Source organism: Streptomyces sp. NRRL S-378, from assembly GCF_000720645.1.
Classification (GTDB): Bacteria; Actinomycetota; Actinomycetes; order Streptomycetales; family Streptomycetaceae; genus Streptomyces.
Genome location: NZ_JOBX01000095.1, coordinates 1 through 18,564 on the forward strand (window position 1 = coordinate 1; position 18,564 = coordinate 18,564).

General features: G+C 72.3%; 14 protein-coding genes and 1 pseudogene. 8 read left to right on the top strand and 7 right to left on the bottom strand.

The genetic code is table 11. From position 1 onward, the window contains the following. The 4 genes and pseudogenes from IH80_RS40180 to IH80_RS0136025 form a co-directional block, all read left to right on the top strand. A pseudogene (locus IH80_RS40180) lies at positions 1–2,410 on the top strand (response regulator); the annotation flags it as partial. Next, positions 2,407–4,845: a SpoIIE family protein phosphatase gene (locus IH80_RS0136015; RefSeq protein ID WP_078906920.1), complete on the top strand. Its 2,439-nt coding sequence runs from the start codon at positions 2,407–2,409 to the stop codon at positions 4,843–4,845. The pseudogene IH80_RS40180 and the gene IH80_RS0136015, both read left to right, overlap by 4 nt. A gap of 86 nt (positions 4,846–4,931) precedes the next feature. After that, positions 4,932–5,774, top strand: coding sequence for a dienelactone hydrolase family protein (locus tag IH80_RS0136020; RefSeq protein WP_030966040.1), 843 nt, complete (start codon positions 4,932–4,934; stop codon positions 5,772–5,774). Positions 5,775–6,258: 484 nt separating this feature from the next. Next, positions 6,259–7,047, top strand: a complete 789-nt coding sequence (locus IH80_RS0136025) for a class I SAM-dependent methyltransferase (RefSeq protein WP_030966041.1) — start codon at positions 6,259–6,261, stop codon at positions 7,045–7,047. Positions 7,048–7,105: 58 nt separating this feature from the next. Here IH80_RS0136025 and IH80_RS46595 read toward each other — a convergent pair whose 3' ends face one another. From IH80_RS46595 to IH80_RS0136045, 4 genes are all read right to left on the bottom strand, one after another. Then, complete coding sequence (locus tag IH80_RS46595; RefSeq protein ID WP_051810300.1) at positions 7,106–7,474, bottom strand: hypothetical protein; 369 nt, start codon at positions 7,472–7,474, stop codon at positions 7,106–7,108. Then, positions 7,471–7,809, bottom strand: coding sequence for a PadR family transcriptional regulator (locus IH80_RS0136035; protein ID WP_030966042.1), 339 nt, complete (start codon positions 7,807–7,809; stop codon positions 7,471–7,473). Before IH80_RS0136035 ends, IH80_RS46595 begins: the two co-directional genes overlap by 4 nt. Positions 7,810–7,900: 91 nt before the next feature. Beyond that, positions 7,901–8,617: a hypothetical protein gene (locus IH80_RS0136040; RefSeq protein ID WP_030966044.1), complete on the bottom strand. Its 717-nt coding sequence runs from the start codon at positions 8,615–8,617 to the stop codon at positions 7,901–7,903. A 39-nt stretch (positions 8,618–8,656) separates the two neighbouring features. Further along, the gene (locus tag IH80_RS0136045) at positions 8,657–9,529 is read right to left on the bottom strand and encodes a hypothetical protein (protein ID WP_051810301.1); all 873 of its coding nucleotides are present in this window, start codon (positions 9,527–9,529) and stop codon (positions 8,657–8,659) included. A 205-nt stretch (positions 9,530–9,734) separates the two neighbouring features. On the opposite strand from IH80_RS0136045, the gene IH80_RS0136050 reads away from it, so the two are divergent. The 3 genes from IH80_RS0136050 to IH80_RS0136060 all read left to right on the top strand — a co-directional run bounded on the left by IH80_RS0136050 (position 9,735) and on the right by IH80_RS0136060 (position 14,035). After that, positions 9,735–11,003, top strand: coding sequence for a PP2C family protein-serine/threonine phosphatase (locus IH80_RS0136050; RefSeq protein WP_199819360.1), 1,269 nt, complete (start codon positions 9,735–9,737; stop codon positions 11,001–11,003). A 17-nt stretch (positions 11,004–11,020) separates the two neighbouring features. Beyond that, positions 11,021–12,472 carry an argininosuccinate synthase gene (gene argG, locus IH80_RS0136055; protein WP_030966048.1) on the top strand — a complete coding sequence of 484 codons (1,452 nt, stop codon included), beginning with the start codon at positions 11,021–11,023 and terminating at the stop codon, positions 12,470–12,472. 660 nt (positions 12,473–13,132) lie between these two features. Further along, positions 13,133–14,035 (top strand): hypothetical protein, encoded by a 903-nt coding sequence (locus IH80_RS0136060; RefSeq protein WP_158943799.1) that lies wholly within the window; start codon positions 13,133–13,135, stop codon positions 14,033–14,035. Positions 14,036–14,284: 249 nt separating this feature from the next. On the opposite strand, the gene IH80_RS0136065 is transcribed toward IH80_RS0136060, so the two are convergent. After that, positions 14,285–15,124, bottom strand: a complete 840-nt coding sequence (locus tag IH80_RS0136065; RefSeq protein WP_030966050.1) for an SDR family oxidoreductase — start codon at positions 15,122–15,124, stop codon at positions 14,285–14,287. Between the two features lie 92 nt (positions 15,125–15,216). On the opposite strand from IH80_RS0136065, the gene IH80_RS0136070 reads away from it, so the two are divergent. After that, positions 15,217–15,600 carry a winged helix-turn-helix transcriptional regulator gene (locus IH80_RS0136070; RefSeq protein ID WP_030966051.1) on the top strand — a complete coding sequence of 128 codons (384 nt, stop codon included), beginning with the start codon at positions 15,217–15,219 and terminating at the stop codon, positions 15,598–15,600. Positions 15,601–16,018: 418 nt separating this feature from the next. Here IH80_RS0136070 and IH80_RS0136075 read toward each other — a convergent pair whose 3' ends face one another. Both IH80_RS0136075 and IH80_RS0136080 read right to left on the bottom strand, forming a co-directional pair. Then, positions 16,019–17,122 carry a GNAT family N-acetyltransferase gene (locus IH80_RS0136075; protein ID WP_030966052.1) on the bottom strand — a complete coding sequence of 368 codons (1,104 nt, stop codon included), beginning with the start codon at positions 17,120–17,122 and terminating at the stop codon, positions 16,019–16,021. Positions 17,123–17,696: 574 nt separating this feature from the next. Next, on the bottom strand, positions 17,697–18,188 hold the full coding sequence (locus tag IH80_RS0136080) for an SRPBCC family protein (protein ID WP_030966053.1): 492 nt from the start codon (positions 18,186–18,188) through the stop codon (positions 17,697–17,699). Between the last annotated feature and the right edge of the window lie 376 nt (positions 18,189–18,564).

Below are 18,564 nucleotides of genomic sequence, written 5' to 3' on the forward strand. Positions count from 1 at the left end.
CCGAGGGCGATCTGACCCGCTCGATCACCGTGGACGCCTCCGGAGAGGTCGCCGAACTCAAGGACAACATCAACTCCATGGTCGGGTCGCTGCGCGAGAGCACCCGCGCCAACCAGGAGCAGGACTGGCTCAAGTCCAATCTGGCGCGCATCTCCGGCCTGATGCAGGGCCACCGCGATCTCGCCGCCGTCGCCGAACTCGTCATGGACGAGCTGACGCCGCTGGTCGCCGCCCAGTACGGGGCCTTCTACCTCGCCGAGGACAGCTCCCGGGGAACCGTGCTCACCCTCGTCGGATCCTACGGACGTCCGGCGGACACCGAGGAGGGCACGAGGTTCGTCCTCGGGGAGTCCCTCGTCGGGCAGGCGGCACGAAGCCACCGGATCATCGCCACCGACCGCGTCCCCGGCGACTACATCATCTCCTCCGGGCTCGGCCACACCACGCCCGGCAGCTTGATCATCCTGCCGATCGTCGTCGACGACCAGGTCCTCGGCGTGATCGAACTCGCCTCCTTCAGCGACTTCACCCCCGTCCACCGGGACTTCCTCGCCCAGCTGATGGAGACCATCGGCACCAACGTCAACACCATCGTCGCCAACGCGCGCACGGACGAACTCCTCGGCGAGTCCCAGCGGCTGACCGGCGAGCTGCAGGCCCGCTCCGAGGAACTCCAGGTCCAGCAGGAGGAACTCCAGCGCTCCAACGCCGAACTGGAGGAGAAGGCCGCCCTCCTCGCCAGCCAGAACAGCGACATCGAGGCCCGCTCAACAGCCTGCTCATCCTCGCCCAGCTGCTCGCACAGAACCCCACCCGCAACCTCACCCCCAAGCAGGTCGAGTACGCGGGCATCATCCACTCGGCAGGCTCCGACCTGCTCCAGCTGATCAACGACATCCTCGACCTGTCCAAGGTCGAGGCGGGCAAGATGGACATCAACCCCGAGCGGGTGCACCTGCCCCAGCTGCTGGAGTACGTCGACGCCACCTTCCGCCCCATGACCACGCAGAAGAGCCTCGACTTCACCGTCACCACCGCCCCCGACGCACCCGACGACCTGCTCACCGACGATTCGCGGCTGCGCCAGATCCTGCGCAACCTGCTCTCCAACGCCGTCAAGTTCACCGAACGCGGCGGCGTCGAGCTCCGCATCGAACCGGCCACGGTCCCCGAGATCCCCGCCGGGGTCTCCCGGCGGGGCCCCATGCTGGCCTTCCGGGTACGGGACACCGGCATCGGCATCCCCGAGCAGCAGCTGGAGTCCGTGTTCGGCGCCTTCCAGCAGGCCGACGGAACCACCAGCCGCAAGTACGGCGGCACCGGCCTCGGCCTCTCCATCAGCCGCGAGATCGCCCAGCTCCTCGGCGGGGCCGTCACCGCGGAGAGCACACCCGGCCAGGGCAGCACCTTCACCCTCTACCTGCCGGTCAGCCGCGCGGACTTCGAGGACGCCCCGGACGCCGACACGGCCGTGCCGCCCGCTCCCGAGGGCACGTCCGCGGAGGGCGACCCGGGCCGCCGGGACGCCCCCGCCCTCCCGGCGCAGCGGCACCCCCGCCGTCTGCTGGTGATCGAGGAACGGCCGAACGGCCTGCTCTCCCTCGTCGCCGAGAGCGCCGATCGCGACTTCACCCCGCATCCCCACGCGGCGGGGCAGCGCGGCGGCATCCAGGTCGTGGGCGCCACGAGCTCGCGGGAGGCGGCGGCCGCCCTGGCGTCCGACGCGTTCCACTGCGTCGTCCTGGAACTCGACATGCCCGACGGCGAGGCGCTGCGCTTCCTCGACGCGCTCGACGGCGATCCGGCCCTCTCCTCGCTCCCCGTCCTCGCCCACAACAACCCCCGCGTCCGGACCGGCCGGGAGGAGGCCCTGCGGGAGCGGGCCGCCTCGCGCCGGGTGGAGCTGCTGTCCAGCCTGGACGAGCTGCGCGAACGCATCGCCCTGCACCTGTCCGCCGAGCAGCCCGGGGACGTCCTGCCCCTCGTGCACGCGGACGACCGGCGGCCGCAGGACGCCCACGTCCCCGACGGCGACCTCGCCGGACGGACCGTCCTCGTCGTCGACGACGACGCCCGCAACCTCTTCGCCCTCAGCGGGGTCCTGGAACTGCACGGCATGCGCGTCCTGCACGCCGAGGACGGCCGCAAGGGCATCGACGCCCTCACGGGCAACACCGACGTCGACCTGATCCTGATGGACGTGATGATGCCGGAACTGGACGGCTACGCGGCCACCGCCGAGATCCGCCGGATGCCGGCGTACGAGGCCCTGCCCATCATCGCGGTCACGGCCAAGGCGATGCCCGGGGACCGGGAGAAGAGCCTCGCCGCCGGCGCCAGCGACTACGTGACCAAGCCCGTGGACGCCGACGACCTCATCGCCCGCGTCCGGCACTGGCTCACGCGATGAGCGGGGACGCGACACGGAACGGCGCCGTCCACCCGCCGTCGGCACTGGCCGCGGGCCAGAGCGCCTGCGCCATCCCGCACCAGTCCCCGACCCCGCTGGGCCGCCTCGTCGCCACCGTCGAACGGCTCCGCCGGGAAGTGCTGGAGGCGCAGGCCGCCGCCGACGGCCGCGCACTCGTCGAACTGGCCAAGGGCATCCTCATCGGGCAGCTGAACTGCACCCCGGCCGCGGCGGCCCGGCAGCTCGACGTCCTGTGCCGGGAAAGCGGCACCTCCCGTCTCGAACTCGCCGCCGACATCGTCAACCAGGCCTCCCGCGACCAGGTCAGCGAGATCGCCGCCGCGTTCGTCGAGGGAGCCGGTACGGGTACCCGTACCGGTGGTGACGACGACCCCGCCGGGCACGCCACGGTCTCGGTCCGGCTCCGTACCGCCGAGAGCGGCATGCTGGCCGCCGCCTCCGACACCCAGGCCGTGGCCGAGTCCCTCCTGACCAACGCGCTGGGGCCGCTGGGAGCAGTCGCCGTCGCCGTCTGGACCGCCGTGCCCGACGGCTCTCTGGCCCTCGCCGGCCACGCCGGGTTCCCGTCCAGTGAGGCCGTCCGCTGGCGCCACGTACCCCCCGGCGTCTCCACCGTCGCCGGCCTGGCACTGCGGGAGCGCCGGCTGGTGACGCTGTCCCGCCTCAAGCGCGCGGGGCTGCCCTCCATCGGCCACCTCCAGTGGCCCGAAGGCGGACGGATGGCGGCACCGACCGGGACGGGCGGGCGGATCCACGGCGTCCTCGAAATCTGCTGGCCGCAGCCCCTGGCACCGCAACCACCGCAGATCGAACGCCAGGTCGAAGCCCTCGCCGAACTGTGCGCCCGCACCATGGACGCGGCGCCGCCGGGCGACCCGACGACCGCCGACACGGTGCTCCCCGACGTCGCGGAACTCATCGGCCTCGCCGAGGGGCTCCAGGACCCCGCGGTGGTGCTCACCCCCGTCCTCGACCCCGGGGGCCGCCTCACCGACTTCAGGATCCGGCACGTCGGCAGCCGCTTCGTCGACCCCGTGGGACGACCGCGGGGCGACGTCAACGGTGCGCTGCTGCTGGAGGCGTACCCGATGGCCGCCGCCGAGAACGGGCTGTTCGACATCATCGAGCGCGTCCACGCGACCGGTGAGCCGTTCCGCGCCGAACGCATGAGCCTGACCGCGCTGGTCGACCAGATCCCGCTCACCTCGGTCGCGGACATCAGCGTCAGCCGCCACGGCGCCGCCGTCCTCCTGATCTGGCGGATCGAGGACGAGACGGCCCGGCTGGCCAACCTCCTCCAGCACGCCCAGCGGCTGGGCCGCATCGGCGGGTTCGAGGAGAACCTGGCCACGGGGGAGACCACCTGGAACGCACAGCTCTACGCGCTGCACGGACTCCCGGCCACCGCACCCCCCGTACGGCTGCGCGAACTGCCCGGCCACGCCCACCCGGACGACTCCGCCGCCCTCGGCCGCTTCCTGCGGGCGCTGCTGCGCCACCGCCGCCCGTCCTCCGTCAACTTCCGCCTCCAGCGGCCCGACGGGATCACCCGCCACATCCGGGTGGTCGCCGAGCCCGTCCTCGACGCGGACCAGCGGCTGCACGCCGTACGCGGCGCCTACCAGGACATCTCGGCCCAGCACTGGACCGAGGTGGCGCTGGCCGCGACCAGGGACCAGCTCGCCCACACCGAAGCCGAGTCCGCCGAACGCAACCGGCTGGCCCTCCAGCTCCAGCACGCGATCATGCCGGTGACCCCGCCGGCGGTCGAGGCGCCGGGGATACGGGTCGCCGTCCGCTACCGGCCGGCCGAGACCGAGTCGCTCGTCGGCGGCGACTGGTACGACACCGTGGTCCTGCCCTCCGGTCTCATCATGCTGTCCGTGGGCGACGTCGCCGGCCACGGCATCGAGGCGGCCACCGGAATGGTCGTGCTGCGCAACGCCCTGCGCGGCCTGGCCGTCACCGGCGCCGGTCCGGGCCAGCTGCTGTCCTGGCTCAACACGGTCACCCACAACCTCGCCAAACACGTGACCGCCACCGCCGTGTGCGGCCTCTACGACCCGAGCACCAGGGTGCTGCGCTGGGCGCGCGCGGGCCACCTGCCGCCCGTACTGGTCCGCGGCGGCGGGGCCGAGGCCTTCCCGCTCATCGAGGGACTGCTGCTGGGCGCCCTGCCCGACGTCGTGTACGGGGAGCGCGAGGTGCGGCTCGAACCCGACGACACGCTGCTGATGTTCACCGACGGCCTGGTGGAACGGCGGGACTCCTCGGTCCAGGACTCGCTCGGGCACCTCGTGAACGCGGCCGCGGCCGGAGCCGGGGACCTGGACGCGCGGCTGGACCGCCTCCTCGCCGGAAGCCGGTCGGACACGGACGACGACACCTGCGTGATCGGCATCCAGGTGGGCTGACGGCCGTCCCCCGAGGGTTGACCACCACGCCGTACCTGCCGGTAACTTGAGCGCGGTCCAGAAGCGCCGACGGAAGGAACGGGCACGTGCCGAACCACGACCTGACCGGCTTCACCGAGGGTTCGTTCACCCACGACGGCGCGACCCGCCGCGTACTGCGGGCGGGTACGGGCCCCGCCGTGATCGTCATGGCGGAGATCCCGGGCATCACCCCCAAGGTCCTGGAGTTCGCCGAACGGGTGGCCGCGGCCGGCTGCACCGCCGTGCTCCCGGTGCTCTTCGGCGAGCCCGGCCGCGACCCGGACCCCCGCACCGCCGGCTGGGCGAGCAGCAGCCGCTACATGGCGTCGACCATGTGGCGGGTCTGCGTCAGCCGGGAGTTCACCCTGCTGGCCACGGGCCGCAGTTCCCGCGTCGTGGGGTGGCTGCGGGCCCTGGCCGCCGCCGAGCACGAGCGGTGCGGCGGCCCCGGCGTGGGCGCCGTCGGCATGTGCCTGACCGGCGGCTTCGCGCTCGCCATGGCCACGGACGAACGCCTGGTCGCGCCGGTCCTCTCCCAGCCCTCGTTGCCGCTGGCCTGCACGCCCGGTCGCGCCGCCGCCATCGACATCAGCCCGGAGGACCTCGCGGTGGTCCGCGGGCGCTGCGAGCGTGAGGGGCTCCAGGTCCTCGGGCTGCGCTTCCGGGGCGACCGGCTGGTCCCGGCCGACCGCTTCGCGCACCTGCGGCGCGAACTCGGCGAGGCCTTCGTCGCCGTCGAGCTCGACGACGCCGACGCCAGCCCCGACAGCGCCCTGCCGCCGCACTCCGTCCTGACGGAGCACCTCATCGACGAACCGGGCCGGCCCACCCGGGAGGCGCTCGACACGGTCCTCGACCTCTTCCGCACCCGCCTCCTGCGGGAAGACCGCCCCGCCCGGGCGAACTGACGCCTGGAGCGCCCGCGGGCTGATCGCGCCGTCACGCCGGCCGTCCACCACGACGTCGGCCTGCCCTCCCGGCCCGGGCCGTCGCGCCGGGTGGGCGATGCCGGGAGTCGCCGGGACCGGGGCGCCGCAGCGTGCGGCGTCGCCGCGTGGTCGGCCGGGGCCCCGCCGCCACGAGCCCCGGGCGTCGCGCGGTCGGCGTGTCCGGGTCGTGGGGCGCGTTGCGCGCGGCGCGGGGCGGGGGAGTGGCAATCTGGGGCAGATCACCGCAAAGCAGCGATCCACCGCGTCCCCCGTCCCCGTCGTCGGAACAACCCGCATCCGGGCCGTGCGCCGCGCGCCCGGAGCGGCTTCCTCCGTTCACCACACTCCAGTGGTTTGTATATGTCGGCGACCGACGTATGGTAGCCCCTGAAGATCCTTCCGGACGGCAGCGGATCCCGCCCGCCGCGCCGGGATTTCGCCTTGCGACCGAGACGGAGTGCTCATGGCCACCAGGAAGAACCTCACCGCCAACCGGGAATCCCTCGTCCACAAGGTCCGCTACGCGGCCAGTCGCCCGCACCGCATCGCCCCGTACCTCAAGCGCGCCGCGCGCGACCGGTGGCTGGCCTTCAAGCACCCCGACCACGTGAGCTACTACCGGGCGGTGATGGCCTCGGACACGCGCCGCAACCCCGAGGCGGCCGTCGGCAGCCAGACCCACGAACGCTGGCTCGCCCTCGGCAAGATGCAGTTCGACTACCTGCTCGCCCACGGACTGCGGCCCGACGCCCGCATGCTGGACATCGGCTGCGGCAACCTGCGCGCCGGCTGGCGCTTCATCGACTACCTCGACGCGGGCCACTACTACGGCATCGACATCTCGCCCGACATCCTCATCGCCGCCAAGCAGACGCTTACCGAGCGGGGGCTCCAGGCCAAGGTCCCGCACCTGACCATCACCAGGAACCTGACGCTGGACTTCCTGCCGGACGCCTACTTCGACGTGGTCCACGCCCACAGCGTGTTCTCGCACTCGCCGATCGAGGTGATCGACGAATGCTTCGCCCACGTGGGCCGCGTCCTGGCCCCCGGCGGTCACTTCGACTTCACCTTCGACCGCACCACCGGCACCGAACACCAGGTCCTGCGCGAGGACTTCTACTACCGGACCCAGACCCTCCTCGACCTCGCCGCCCGGCACGGACTGGCCGCGCGCTTCATGGAGGACTGGGAGGAGCTCGGCCACGGCCAGTCCAAGATCCGCGTCAGCGCCGTCGGTGCCGACGCCTGAGGGCGGCCGGGGCGGCCGGCGGCCGGCGGACGGCGGACGGCGGACGGCGGACGGTGGGTCAGGCGTCACCCGGCGTACCGGAGTTCCTGTGGCGCCACAGCCGCACGGCCAGGCCCGTGGCGGTGAGCAGCACCAGGCACGGGACGGCGTTCGCCTCGCCCACCACCCCGGAGAAGTGGCCGAGGACGAGGAACGGCGCCACCGCCAGCGCGAACTGGCCGGCCGTACGGACACCCGACACGGCACCCCGGCCCGCCAGGGCGAGCGCGACGACGACGGGCACGGCGAACCGCCAGAGCTCGAACCCCTCCCGGAGCCGGGAGAGCCGCCCCGCACCCTCGGTCGCCTCCCGGTAGGCCTCGGCGATCTCGTCACCGAAGGCCCGGCGGAACTCGGCCGGGTACAGGCGCAGCAGGCGAGGGCTCACGCCGTGGCCGTCCGGCCGGAGACGCCCAGCCGACGGGCCGCCTCGCGGGCGGTCGCGGCCATCCGCGCCGCCTCGGCAGCCAGGCTCTCCCGGCCCGCGGCGGTGAGGCTGTAGGAGCGTCGCAGCCGGCTGTCGACGATCTGCTCCTCGTGGACCTCGATCAGCCCCTGCCCCAGCAGCCGCTCCAGCGCCCCGTAAAGGGTGCCCGTGCGCATCTTGACGCGCCCGCCCGAGATCAGCTCCACCTCCCGGGCGATCGCGTACCCGTGGCGTGGCTCGTCCGCGAGCGCGGTCAGGAGGAGAAGGGTCGGTTCCTGCATCGCGCGGTCACTCATGCCCGCATGGTAAGTCACCCACCGGCATATGTCGCCCGGGCGAATGGAGCCCGGCAGGGCACCTTCGTCGGGGAAGCCGGGGGACACCCCGTCAGGAGATGGCGTACCACTGGCTGGCCCAGCCGGTGTTGATGGTGGCCTGGGACTGCTCGCCGAGGTTCACGGTGGCGGGCAGCGACGACTGGCCGGTCAGGATGCTGCTGTACCGCAGGTTCGGCGGCGTCAGCCCGGCGTTGACGGAGATGCCGGCGCCCGTGGACTTCAGGGTGAGGGCGTTGGTGGCCCAGGTGCCGTTGAGCAGGAGGGCGATGAAGTACGTGCCGGGGGCGGCGGTGAAGGGCTTGGCGAGCGGCAGCGGCTTGGCGATGGCGTCGGTCATCAGCTGGGGCGAGATGTCGGCCGTGGACCCGACCAGCGTGCCCTGGGCGTCGTACACACCGAGGTAGCAGTTGGTCAGCTGGGCGTTCGGGTCCAGCCCGGCCAGCCCCAGCCAGATGTTCGACCAGGTGATCTGCTCGCGCAGGACGATCCGCACCAGCGTGATCCGGCCGCCGACCCCCGCCGAGGACTGGGCGGTGACGTGGCCCGCGTCATTGGGGTCGCCGGTCCACGCCAGCAGGTTCTGGTCCTGCGGGCGCGGGCCCTCGAACCCGGAACCGCCGCCCTGCGGGGCGGGCGCGGAGGCCGTGGGCCCCGCCGTCGCGGGCCGGTTCTTCTCCGGGGCGGTGCTGCAGCCCGACAGGGCGAACACCACCGCCAGCGCGGTGACGAGGCCGGTCGTGGCGGTGGTGGTGGTGCGGGTGCGCATGGTCCCCCCATGAGGTGCTGGTTGTGCAGACGGACATGATCACACGGCCGCCCGCCGGGGCCGGAGGTGGAGGGTCCAGGTGTGCAGGACGTGCTTGCCGGGCCGGTCCTCGTGCTGTTCCGTGAGGGTCACGGTGAGCCGGTCACCGGTGCGGCGCAACGCGCCGCGGTACCGCCAGGTCCGGTCGGGGTCGACCGGAAGCAGCTCGGCGAGGACGGTGTCCGCCAGCCGGCGGTCGACGGCGCGCAGAATCCCGGCGTCGAGGACCAGGACGGTGCCGTCCGCCAGCACCAGGGGCTTCGGGCACACCGGGTCGGTGAGCGCGGGCCCGCGCTCCACGGTCCCGCCGGGCAGCAGCCGTACCACGCGGCTGCGGGTGGGCAGGCTGCGGTCGGTCTCGACGACGCGGATGCCCGTACCGGCGACGTAGTGGCCGTAGCTGCGCCAGGAGTCCACCAGGACGCCGTCGCGGTCGTACTCCCACGTGTCGAAGACGTCGTAGCCCTCCAGGCCGAGGAAGAACCGGCCGCCCCGCAGCACCGCTCCGCTCGCACCGCGCAGTACGGCGACCGGGGAGCCGTCCGCCAGGTCCAGCAGCAGGGCCGGACCGAGGTGCCCCCACGGGGTGTAGTCGAAGGAGTCCGTGGTGATCAGCACCCTGCCGCCGGAGACGTGGGCGGCGTTCGGGACGCCGGAACAGGCGGTGGCCCACAGCGTGCGGCCGGCTTCGTCGACGCAGCGCACCTCCCCGGATCCGCCCAGTACGCGCAGCCCGTCCCGCCGGGCCAGCGGCTGCCCCGCGTCGGCCGCCCCGTCGTCCGCGGGCGGCCCGGCCTTGCGCCGGTACTTCACCACGGAGACGCACCAGCCACCGCCGGCCCCGCCACCGTCACTCGCCCCCGGTTCCACCATGGCCCAGATGCTAGGGGGTGTCCCGCCGGTCGGGCTCCGGGCCGGTCGTGCCGGGCGGCGGGCCCCGGTGCCGTGCCGGGGACGGGCGGGGACGGAAGCCGAACGGCCCAAGGCGGACGGCCGTGCCGGGGCCGCCTCCCTCGACCGCGCCTATCGTGGGGGGAACCCCCACGACAGGGACGGAAGCACACGGACGGGGTGGATCGTGAGCGGATCCGGGATCGACTACCGGGCGGTGTTCCATGCGCTGCCGGGCGCGGCCGCGCTGCTGACCCCTGGACTCGTGTACCTGGACGTCAACGCGGCCTACCTCTCCGTGGCCGGCCGCACCCGCGAGGAGCTCATCGGCCGCCACATCTTCGACGCCTTCCCCGACAACCCCAACGACCTCGCCGCGACCGGCACGCGGAACATGCGCGCCTCACTGGAGCGGGTTGTGGCCACCGGCGAGCGCGACGCCATGGCCCTGCAGCGCTACGACGTGGAGGACCCCCGGCACCCGGGAGTGTGGCACGAGCGGTACTGGAGCCCGGCCAACGTCCCCGTCCTCACCTCCGACGGCAGCGTGGCGCTGGTACTGCACCGCGTGGAGGAGGTGACCGAGCTGATCCGGGCCCGGGGCGCCCGCAGCGGTGGGGACGCCACCCAGGTCCTGGAGTCCGAGCTCTACACCCGCGCCCGGGAGCTCCAGGAACTCAACGAGCGGCTGCGCCAGGCCCACGCCCGCGAACGGGAGGTCGCGCTCCACCTCCAGGAGTCGATGCTCCCCGAACCGAGCACGCTCGCCCACCACCAGGCCGCCGTGCGTTACCGCCCCGCCGCCGCGGCCCTGAACGTGTGCGGGGACTGGTACGACCTCGTCGAGGCCCCCGGCTGCACCGCCGTCGCCGTCGGGGACGTCGTCGGCCACGGGCTGGGGGCCGCCGGGGTCATGGGACAGTTGCGCAGCGCCCTGTCCGCCGCCTCGCTCGTGGCCGAAGGTCCCGCCCAGGCCCTGGAGGTCCTCGGCCTCTACGCCCGCTCCGTCGCGGGTGCCGAGTCCACCACCGCCGTCTCGGTCTTCATCGACTGGAACGGCCGGACCCTCACGTACAGCAGCGCGGGCCACCTCCCGCCGGCGCTCTGCCACCCCGACGGCACCGTCGTCTTCCTCGACGAGGCCACCGACCCGCCCCTCGGCGCCCGCCCGGAACACGCGCCGCGCCCCCAGGCCCGTACGGAATTCACCGACGGTTCCGTCCTCGTGCTCTACACCGACGGGCTCGTCGAGCGCCGTCGCGAGGACATCGACACCGGCCTCGGCCGGCTCGCCGACGCCCTCGCCCGGCACCGTGCCGCCGATGCCTCCGTACTCGCCGACGCCCTCCTGGCCGAGCTCGTACCGCCCGTCGGCGTCACCGACGACACGGTCGTGGTCGTGCTGCGCCTGGAAGGACAGGCCGACGCGCCCCCCGGATTGCATGAACATGCGTGAGGCTGCATACTCTTCCTATGTCTAAGGTCCTCACCTCCCTTCCCGCCGGCGAGCGCGTCGGCATCGCCTTCTCCGGCGGCCTCGACACCTCCGTCGCGGTCGCGTGGATGCGCGACAAGGGCGCCGTCCCGTGCACCTACACCGCCGACATCGGTCAGTACGACGAGCCCGACATCGCGTCGGTGCCCGCCCGTGCCTCGGCGTACGGCGCCGAGATCGCCCGTCTGGTCGACTGCCGCGCCGCGCTGGTCGAGGAGGGGCTGGCCGCGCTCACCTGCGGTGCCTTCCACATCCGCTCCGGCGGTCGTGCGTACTTCAACACCACGCCGCTCGGCCGCGCCGTCACCGGCACCCTGCTGGTCCGGGCGATGCTCGAGGACGACGTCCAGATCTGGGGCGACGGCTCGACCTTCAAGGGCAATGACATCGAGCGGTTCTACCGCTACGGCCTGCTGGCCAACCCGCACCTGCGGATCTACAAGCCCTGGCTCGACGCGGACTTCGTCACCGAGCTCGGCGGCCGCAAGGAGATGTCGGAGTGGCTGCTCGCCCACGGCCTCCCCTACCGCGACAGCACCGAGAAGGCGTACTCCACCGACGCCAACATCTGGGGCGCCACGCACGAGGCCAAGACGCTGGAGCACCTCGACACCGGTGTCGAGACCGTCGAGCCGATCATGGGCGTGAGGTTCTGGGACCCCTCGGTGGAGATCGCCGCCGAGGACGTGACCATCGGCTTCGACCAGGGCCGCCCGGTGACGGTCAACGGCAAGGAGTTCGCCTCCGCCGTGGACCTGGTGATGGAGGCCAACGCCATCGGCGGCCGGCACGGCCTGGGCATGTCCGACCAGATCGAGAACCGGATCATCGAGGCCAAGAGCCGCGGCATCTACGAGGCTCCCGGCATGGCGCTGCTGCACGCCGCGTACGAGCGCCTCGTCAACGCGATCCACAACGAGGACACCCTCGCGCAGTACCACAACGAGGGCCGGCGGCTCGGCCGCCTCATGTACGAGGGCCGCTGGCTGGACCCGCAGGCACTGATGATCCGCGAGTCGCTCCAGCGCTGGGTCGGCGCGGCGGTCACCGGCGAGGTCACCCTGCGGCTGCGGCGCGGCGAGGACTACTCGATCATGGACACCACGGGCCCGGCGTTCAGCTACCACCCGGACAAGCTGTCCATGGAGCGCACCGAGGACTCGGCCTTCGGCCCGGTGGACCGGATCGGCCAGCTCACCATGCGCAACCTCGACATCGCCGACTCGCGCGCCAAGCTGGAGCAGTACGCGGCCCTCGGCATCGTCGGCAACACCCACGAGACGCTCATCGGGGCCGCCCAGGCCGCCTCGACGGGCCTGATCGGCGCGATGCCCGAGGGCGGCGCCGAGGTCATCGCCTCCCGTGGCCAGGCCGAGGGCGACGACGAGCAGATGCTCGACCGCGCGGCGATGGAGTTCGGCACCGACTGACCCTCCCGCCCTCCGCCCCGGGCGGCGGGAGCGCACCCGGGCCCCGGGACGCGCCCCCGCCGCCCGTCGCCGTGTCTGACGGACCGACAGGAGGTGACGTCCGGGCCGGACCGGATCGCGAACCGGCCGACACCGCCGCCGGGATCCATGCCACTGGTGGGGCAGCACCCGGAGGATCGGCCCGGCTTGCTGCACGAGGCCCTGCAGGCCGACGATCCGGACACGGGGACCTTCGCCCCGGCTGCCACGGGGCGGCGCCTGCGCACGCGCGGTGATCCGCTGCTTCGGCGAGATCGCGGCGGAACACGGCGAGAGCGCGTACCGCGGCACATGGGGCGAGCACGTCCCCGTGCCGGACTCGAAGCCCTCAGGACCGCAGGGCCCGCCCTCCCTTGAACCGGGCCGGAGCGCGCGCACAGCTCTGCTCCGACCCCGTCCACCTGGGGCTCTGCAGGCGGGGAGCCGCGCCGAGATGCGGCGCGGCTCCCCGCGGCGCAGGATGAACGAGGACGCCCAGCAGATGCGACGGCGGGGCCCGCGGGGGCGGGGCACGGGCCGACCGGCTCCGCGCGTGGAGGCGTCCTCCTTCAACCGCACCGCGGCGGAGCGTGTCCCGACGGACCGGCCGTGCGCGTCCGAATGCGAGAAAGGGGCGCATCCATGAGGAAATCCCTGGTGGCCGCACTGGCCACCGTCACCTCCGCGGCGGCCGTCCTGCTGGCCGGTCCGGTCACGCCGGCGACCGCCGCCTCGCCGTACTGCAACCAGACGACGCCGAACACCTCTATGCTGTTCTACCGGTCGGACAACGGCCAGGCAGGCACCGGCACCCTCTCCGGCGGCCGGTGGCAGGCCAAGGCGATGCTGAGCCTGCCGACCGGGTACACGCACGGAGCGGCGAGCCGTGACTCACTGCTGCTGTACAACAAGGACACCGGGGCCGGGGAGGTCGGCACCTTCACGGGCGGCGTGTACACCCGCGTCAAGACCTACGGCTTCGCCCCGAACTGGACCTTCATCGAGGCGTCCGGCGACTCCGTGATCTTCTACAACACCAGTGGCCGCGGGGTGACCGGCACCCTCAAGAGCGGCACGTTCCAGCAGGTGCGCGTGTCCGACGACTTCAGCTCGGGCTGGGGAAGCATGGCTTCCTCCTGTGACACGCTGGTCGCATCGGCCCGGCACGGTTCGGTCGAGTTCCCCTGGAGCAACGTGGGGTACGGCACCCTCTCCGGCGGCGTCTACACGGACAAGGGCGGCATCCCGAGGGACGACTTCCTGGGGCAGTTGACCGCCACGAGCGACTCCGTGCTGTCGTGGGCGAGAGCGGGCGCCGAACTCGAGTTCCGGGTGTCCGAGGCCACTGACGGCACCGGCATCTCCTTCCGGAAGATCGGTACCTCCGGCATCTGGGACAAGGTGGGCCGGACCTCGGACAGCCTGTTCTTCTACAAGAACGACGGCACGGCCTGGACCTCGACGCTGGTGAACGGCAATTACACCAACGTCGGCTCACTGCCCCGGGTCTCCTCGGGCTGGACCCTCATCGAGGGCGGCGTGTGACGCCCCACCGCACAGGCCCCGACCTTCGCCCTCCCCGCCACAGGTGTGAACCGTGGCGGGGAGCGCGTGCTGTGGAACTGCGCCCGGGCCCGGCCGGAGCGAAGTCCGTGATCCGCCGCGGACATCACCGCGTCCGACTCCCGGGCCTCCTGGGATCCTGACCGCTCACACGGCCGCCGTCGAGACCTGCACGTGCACGGCGCCGCGCGAGTCCGGACCGACCCCCGTGGGGTTCTGTTGGGGTGCGGCTCAGCGAAAAGCGCCGATGTGACGGGCGACCCAGGCGCCGAAGGGCCGCGGGTCGCGGCCGAGGACCCGTGGGATGTCCGGGCTGATCCGCAGTTCGGTGGCGTTCGGGGCGGCGATGATGTCCAGGGTGTCCTCGGCGAGCTCCGGCGGCACGAACCGGATCATCGCGGCTTTGGCCTCCTCGCGGGTGAGTTCGTGGAACCGCACCGGCGCGCCGAGCACCGCGGCGATGGTTTCCGCCTGCCGGCGCGGCGTGATCACCTCGGGCCCGGTCAGCTCGTAGACGCCGCCGGTATGCCGGTCGTCCAGCAGGCAGGCCGCCGCGACCCCGGCGATGTCCGCCGGGTCTACCACCGGAACCCCGACATCGCCGAAGGGCGCGGCGACCGTTCCGTGCGTGCGGACGGACTCCGCCCAGGCCAGGGCGTTGGAGGCGAAGCCACCGGGCCGTAGGACGGCCCAGTCCAGGCCGGACTCCTTCAACGCGTCCTCCACCGCACGCAGCGCGATCCGCGACGGGCCGAGCGGCCGGGTGGCCACGCCCTGCGAAGACAGCAGGACAACCCGGCGGACCCCACTGGCCACAGCCAGGTCGATCACGTCGGCCGGCCGCGCTTCGGGGGCGTGCAGGTCGCCGGACAGCAGGAGGAACAGCGCCTTCGCCCCCTCCAGCACGGCGGCGAGACCCTGCGGTTCGGTCAAGTCGACCGGTACGTGCCGGACCCCGTCCGGTACCGCCGCCGCGCGCCGCGACACCGCCGTCACCTGCTCGCCCGCCCCGGCCAGGGCCCGCGTCAAAGGCCGGCCCACGTTCCCGGTAGCCCCGGTCACCACAATCATGTTCAGCTCCTGGTCAGTTGTGTGCTGTGGCAGCCGACGCTAGGAGACGGGCTTACTTTCCGTAAGGACATACCCCGAGGTAAGCTCCGGACGTGGAAGAAGGCGCGCAGCTGACGCAGGCCGAGACGGCCGCACCGTATGAGGTGTTTCACACCGACTGCCCCGCACGAGACGTGGTCGACCACGTGACCAGCAGGTGGGGCATCTGGGTTCTGATCTCCTTGCGGAACAACAACCTTCGCTTCTTCGAGCTGCGCGACCGCATCCATGGCATCAGCGAAAAGATGCTCGCTCAGACACTGCGCGCACTGGTCCAGGACGGACTGGTCTGGCGGGAGGTCGAGCCGACAACGCCACCCCAGGTCACCTACGGGGTGACCGAGTTCGGCCAGGACGTCGCCGAGCCCCTGACGGACTTGTTCGACCGGATCACCCGGCGGCTGCCGCCCGACCGGCGTCCGCCGCGGAACCACTGAGCAACGGGCCGGCGCGTACGCGGCGCGTTCCCGCACCCCGGCCACCGCGACGTGCCCGGACTGCTCGACCGGATGCGGGGGAGCGGCACCGAAGGGATCTGCGCCGATAAGGGTTCGTGCGCGGCGGACGATGTCCCTAATCTTGGCCGCAGCGGGGGTGCGCGCGTCCCCGTAGGTCGCGGAGCCGTGGCAGAGCGGTCCATTGCGATCGCCGTGGGCGAGGTCCCGCCCACGGCGACTGACGGGGACGGGGCGGACCTGCCCCCAACTGTCTCGCGGGTTCAAATCCCGTCGGCACTGCGGCCGTCCACCGCCGGAGGGACGCGGACCCCGGTCCGCGTCCCTGCGGCGCGCTCGGCGCGTACTCGCACCCGAGGCACGGAACGGCCGCCGGGCCCGCCGGGCACGGGTCTCGCTCTCACGGGCGGGGCGTCCGGTCACGCACCCTGCCCACCATGGCCAGAGTGCGCAGCGCTGCGGCCTTGAGCTGCGGCCGTTCACGCACGAACCCCCGGACGGCGCGCGGCGGCTCGTGGCTGAGCCAGTGCAGGGCCGCCCCGGCCCCGGCCCGGAGCACGGCGCCCTCGTGCACGGTCAGCTCCCGTGTCTTGAGGGAGTCCTTGTAGGCGGCCTCGCCCCTGCCGAGATCGAGCATGCCGATCCCGGCGGCGGCGGCCGCCTCGATCATGCGGAGGTAGAGGACGCGTCCGGGACTGAATGTGGCGAAGTCCCGGTCGTAGGCGGGGAACCAGCACGACAGTACGGTGCGCGAGCGCAGACCGAAGTGTGCGGCGACGGGCCGGCCACCCGCGTAGAGGACGGACAGCAGGCCCGAGCACGACGGTGCCTGCGTGGTGGCGAGCATCCGTACCAGGTTGTTGATCCAGTCCTGGGCGAACCGGTCGCGCCGGCCGGTCCGGCGGTACTGCGCGGACTTCCACGCCATCAGCATCCGCAGAACCGCCGGACTGCGCTCGTCGAACACGAACCGCAGCGGCCCGGCCTGCCGGGCCAGGCGGCGTTCCTGCGCCCGGGTAGCTTTCAAGAAGGTGCGGGAACCGGCCCGGAGCAGGGTCTCGTAGCCCGCGTATCCGCCGGCGATGTCGATGTCGATGACGGGCGAGGCGAACCGCCCCGTGGCGAACGGCAGGAACAGGTCCTGGCCGCTCTCGAGATGGTTGAACTCCCAGACGGACAGGGAACTGGCACGCAGCAGCTCGTGCGGGTCCACGACCACCCCGGGGCGCAGCACGGCCCCCTGGCTGTCGGACACACCCAGGCCGATGGCGCGGCCGCGGCCCCACCGGCCCCGCTCGAAGGGGAAGAAGCCGGCCGGCTCGCCGTTCTGGCGCACCACCGCGACCCTGGCGCCTGGCCGGACCCGGCCGATGGCCTGGCAGAACTCCGGGCTCATGAAGGGGTTGGCCTCCGCAGCCGTACTGGCACGCATTTCGCCCCACAGCTCCAGGTCGGTCGGGCTCAGCTCGGCAGGGCGAATCACGTCGATGCGTTGAACGGTCACTACGGCTCCTGATTCGTCGGAATACTCACCGGGCTCTGGGCGACTGCCACGGCACACGAGTAGTGCGCTGCGGCCCCGCCTCGGCGCGCACCGTCCCCGGCCCGTTGGCGGCGGGCCGGGGACGTGTGCGAGGGCGCCCTATGGTGCTAAACGACTGTCGGAGTATCAGGCAGCGGCGGGATGGAGCACCCTTCCGGTGCGCGGTCACGAGACACGAGAAAAGGCTCTGGCGTTTGAGCATCCGGCCGGACTCCGGCGAGCGTGGCCAGGATCCGGCAGTGCGGAAGTGCCTCGACGGCACGGACGCTGCGGCGCGGTTCCCCGTCCGAGCGCAGCTCTGCGACCATCCGTCGGGCCGGTGCACTCGTCAGAACGCGGCGCCCGTACCCGTGGGCCCAGGTCGTCACGGGTGAGGGACCCGGCAGGCACTTTGGCCGTGCCCGCTCCCCGTGCAACAGGAGCTGCCGGCCCTCGGAGATGGAGCAGCCGTCCGGCCCGCCGTCGGGTTGATGACCACCGGCCGGCTCACCCCCGACCAGACAACCGCCCTCAGGTACCTGACCGTTACGGAAGATCAGTCCGTCGTCTCGCGGACGTCCGTTCCCCGCTCGGCGAACGCCTTGAAGTCCTGCATGTGCTGCAACGACTGCTTGCGGAAGGCGCCGGGCATCAGCAGGCCCACCAGCTTCATCAGAAATCCGCTGAACCGGTATTCGTTCTCGCTCTCCCAGAGAGTCCTTTCCGGGCCGGCTTCGGTCAGCCGGTCGCGCACGGCGCTCCACATTCCCTCACCGACGATCTCGCGGTCGAAGTGAACGACGCTCGTTTTCGGAATCTCCCGCAGGTCTGCCGGTTCCCGGCGGGTGATGGTCTCGGTGCACTCCATTTTCCGTTGCCCCATTTGCATCACGATCCGCGACGTGGTGCCGAGCTGCCCGTGCGCCCCACTCAGCGGCTCGTGCAGTACCAGACCCCGCAGCCATTTCGGCAGATGTGCCGGGTCGGCGAGGAGCTGGCCCACCCTCTCCCGCGGCAGGGCGATCTCGATGGAGACGGTGTATCTCACGGTGCGCACCATTCCTTACCTGTGGAGCAACGTGCTTTCGTGCTGCTCTTGGTGTTCTTCGTGCTCCTCGACCGAGGGCACTGCATTCTGTCTCCGCAAGGTAAAGGTAGCGAGGTGCGGCGCGAGTATCTCAGGTCCTCCTGCATGTCGGCCCTGTCAGCCGAACAGCGGCGCTCGCCCCGCGTCTTCTCCGTGCGCGTGAGCTGACAGGCGACCAGGGAAGAGCCGTTGTCCGGCTTCAACACCGGCAGCCGGGGACCGGTCACCTCGTGCACTAAGACCGTGTCCTATGTGGTGAGGCGGTCGTGGAAGTTGCCATGGGGCGGGGTACGTGGAGTTGGATTGTTCCGGACGGGCTGTGGGAGATCGCGGAGCC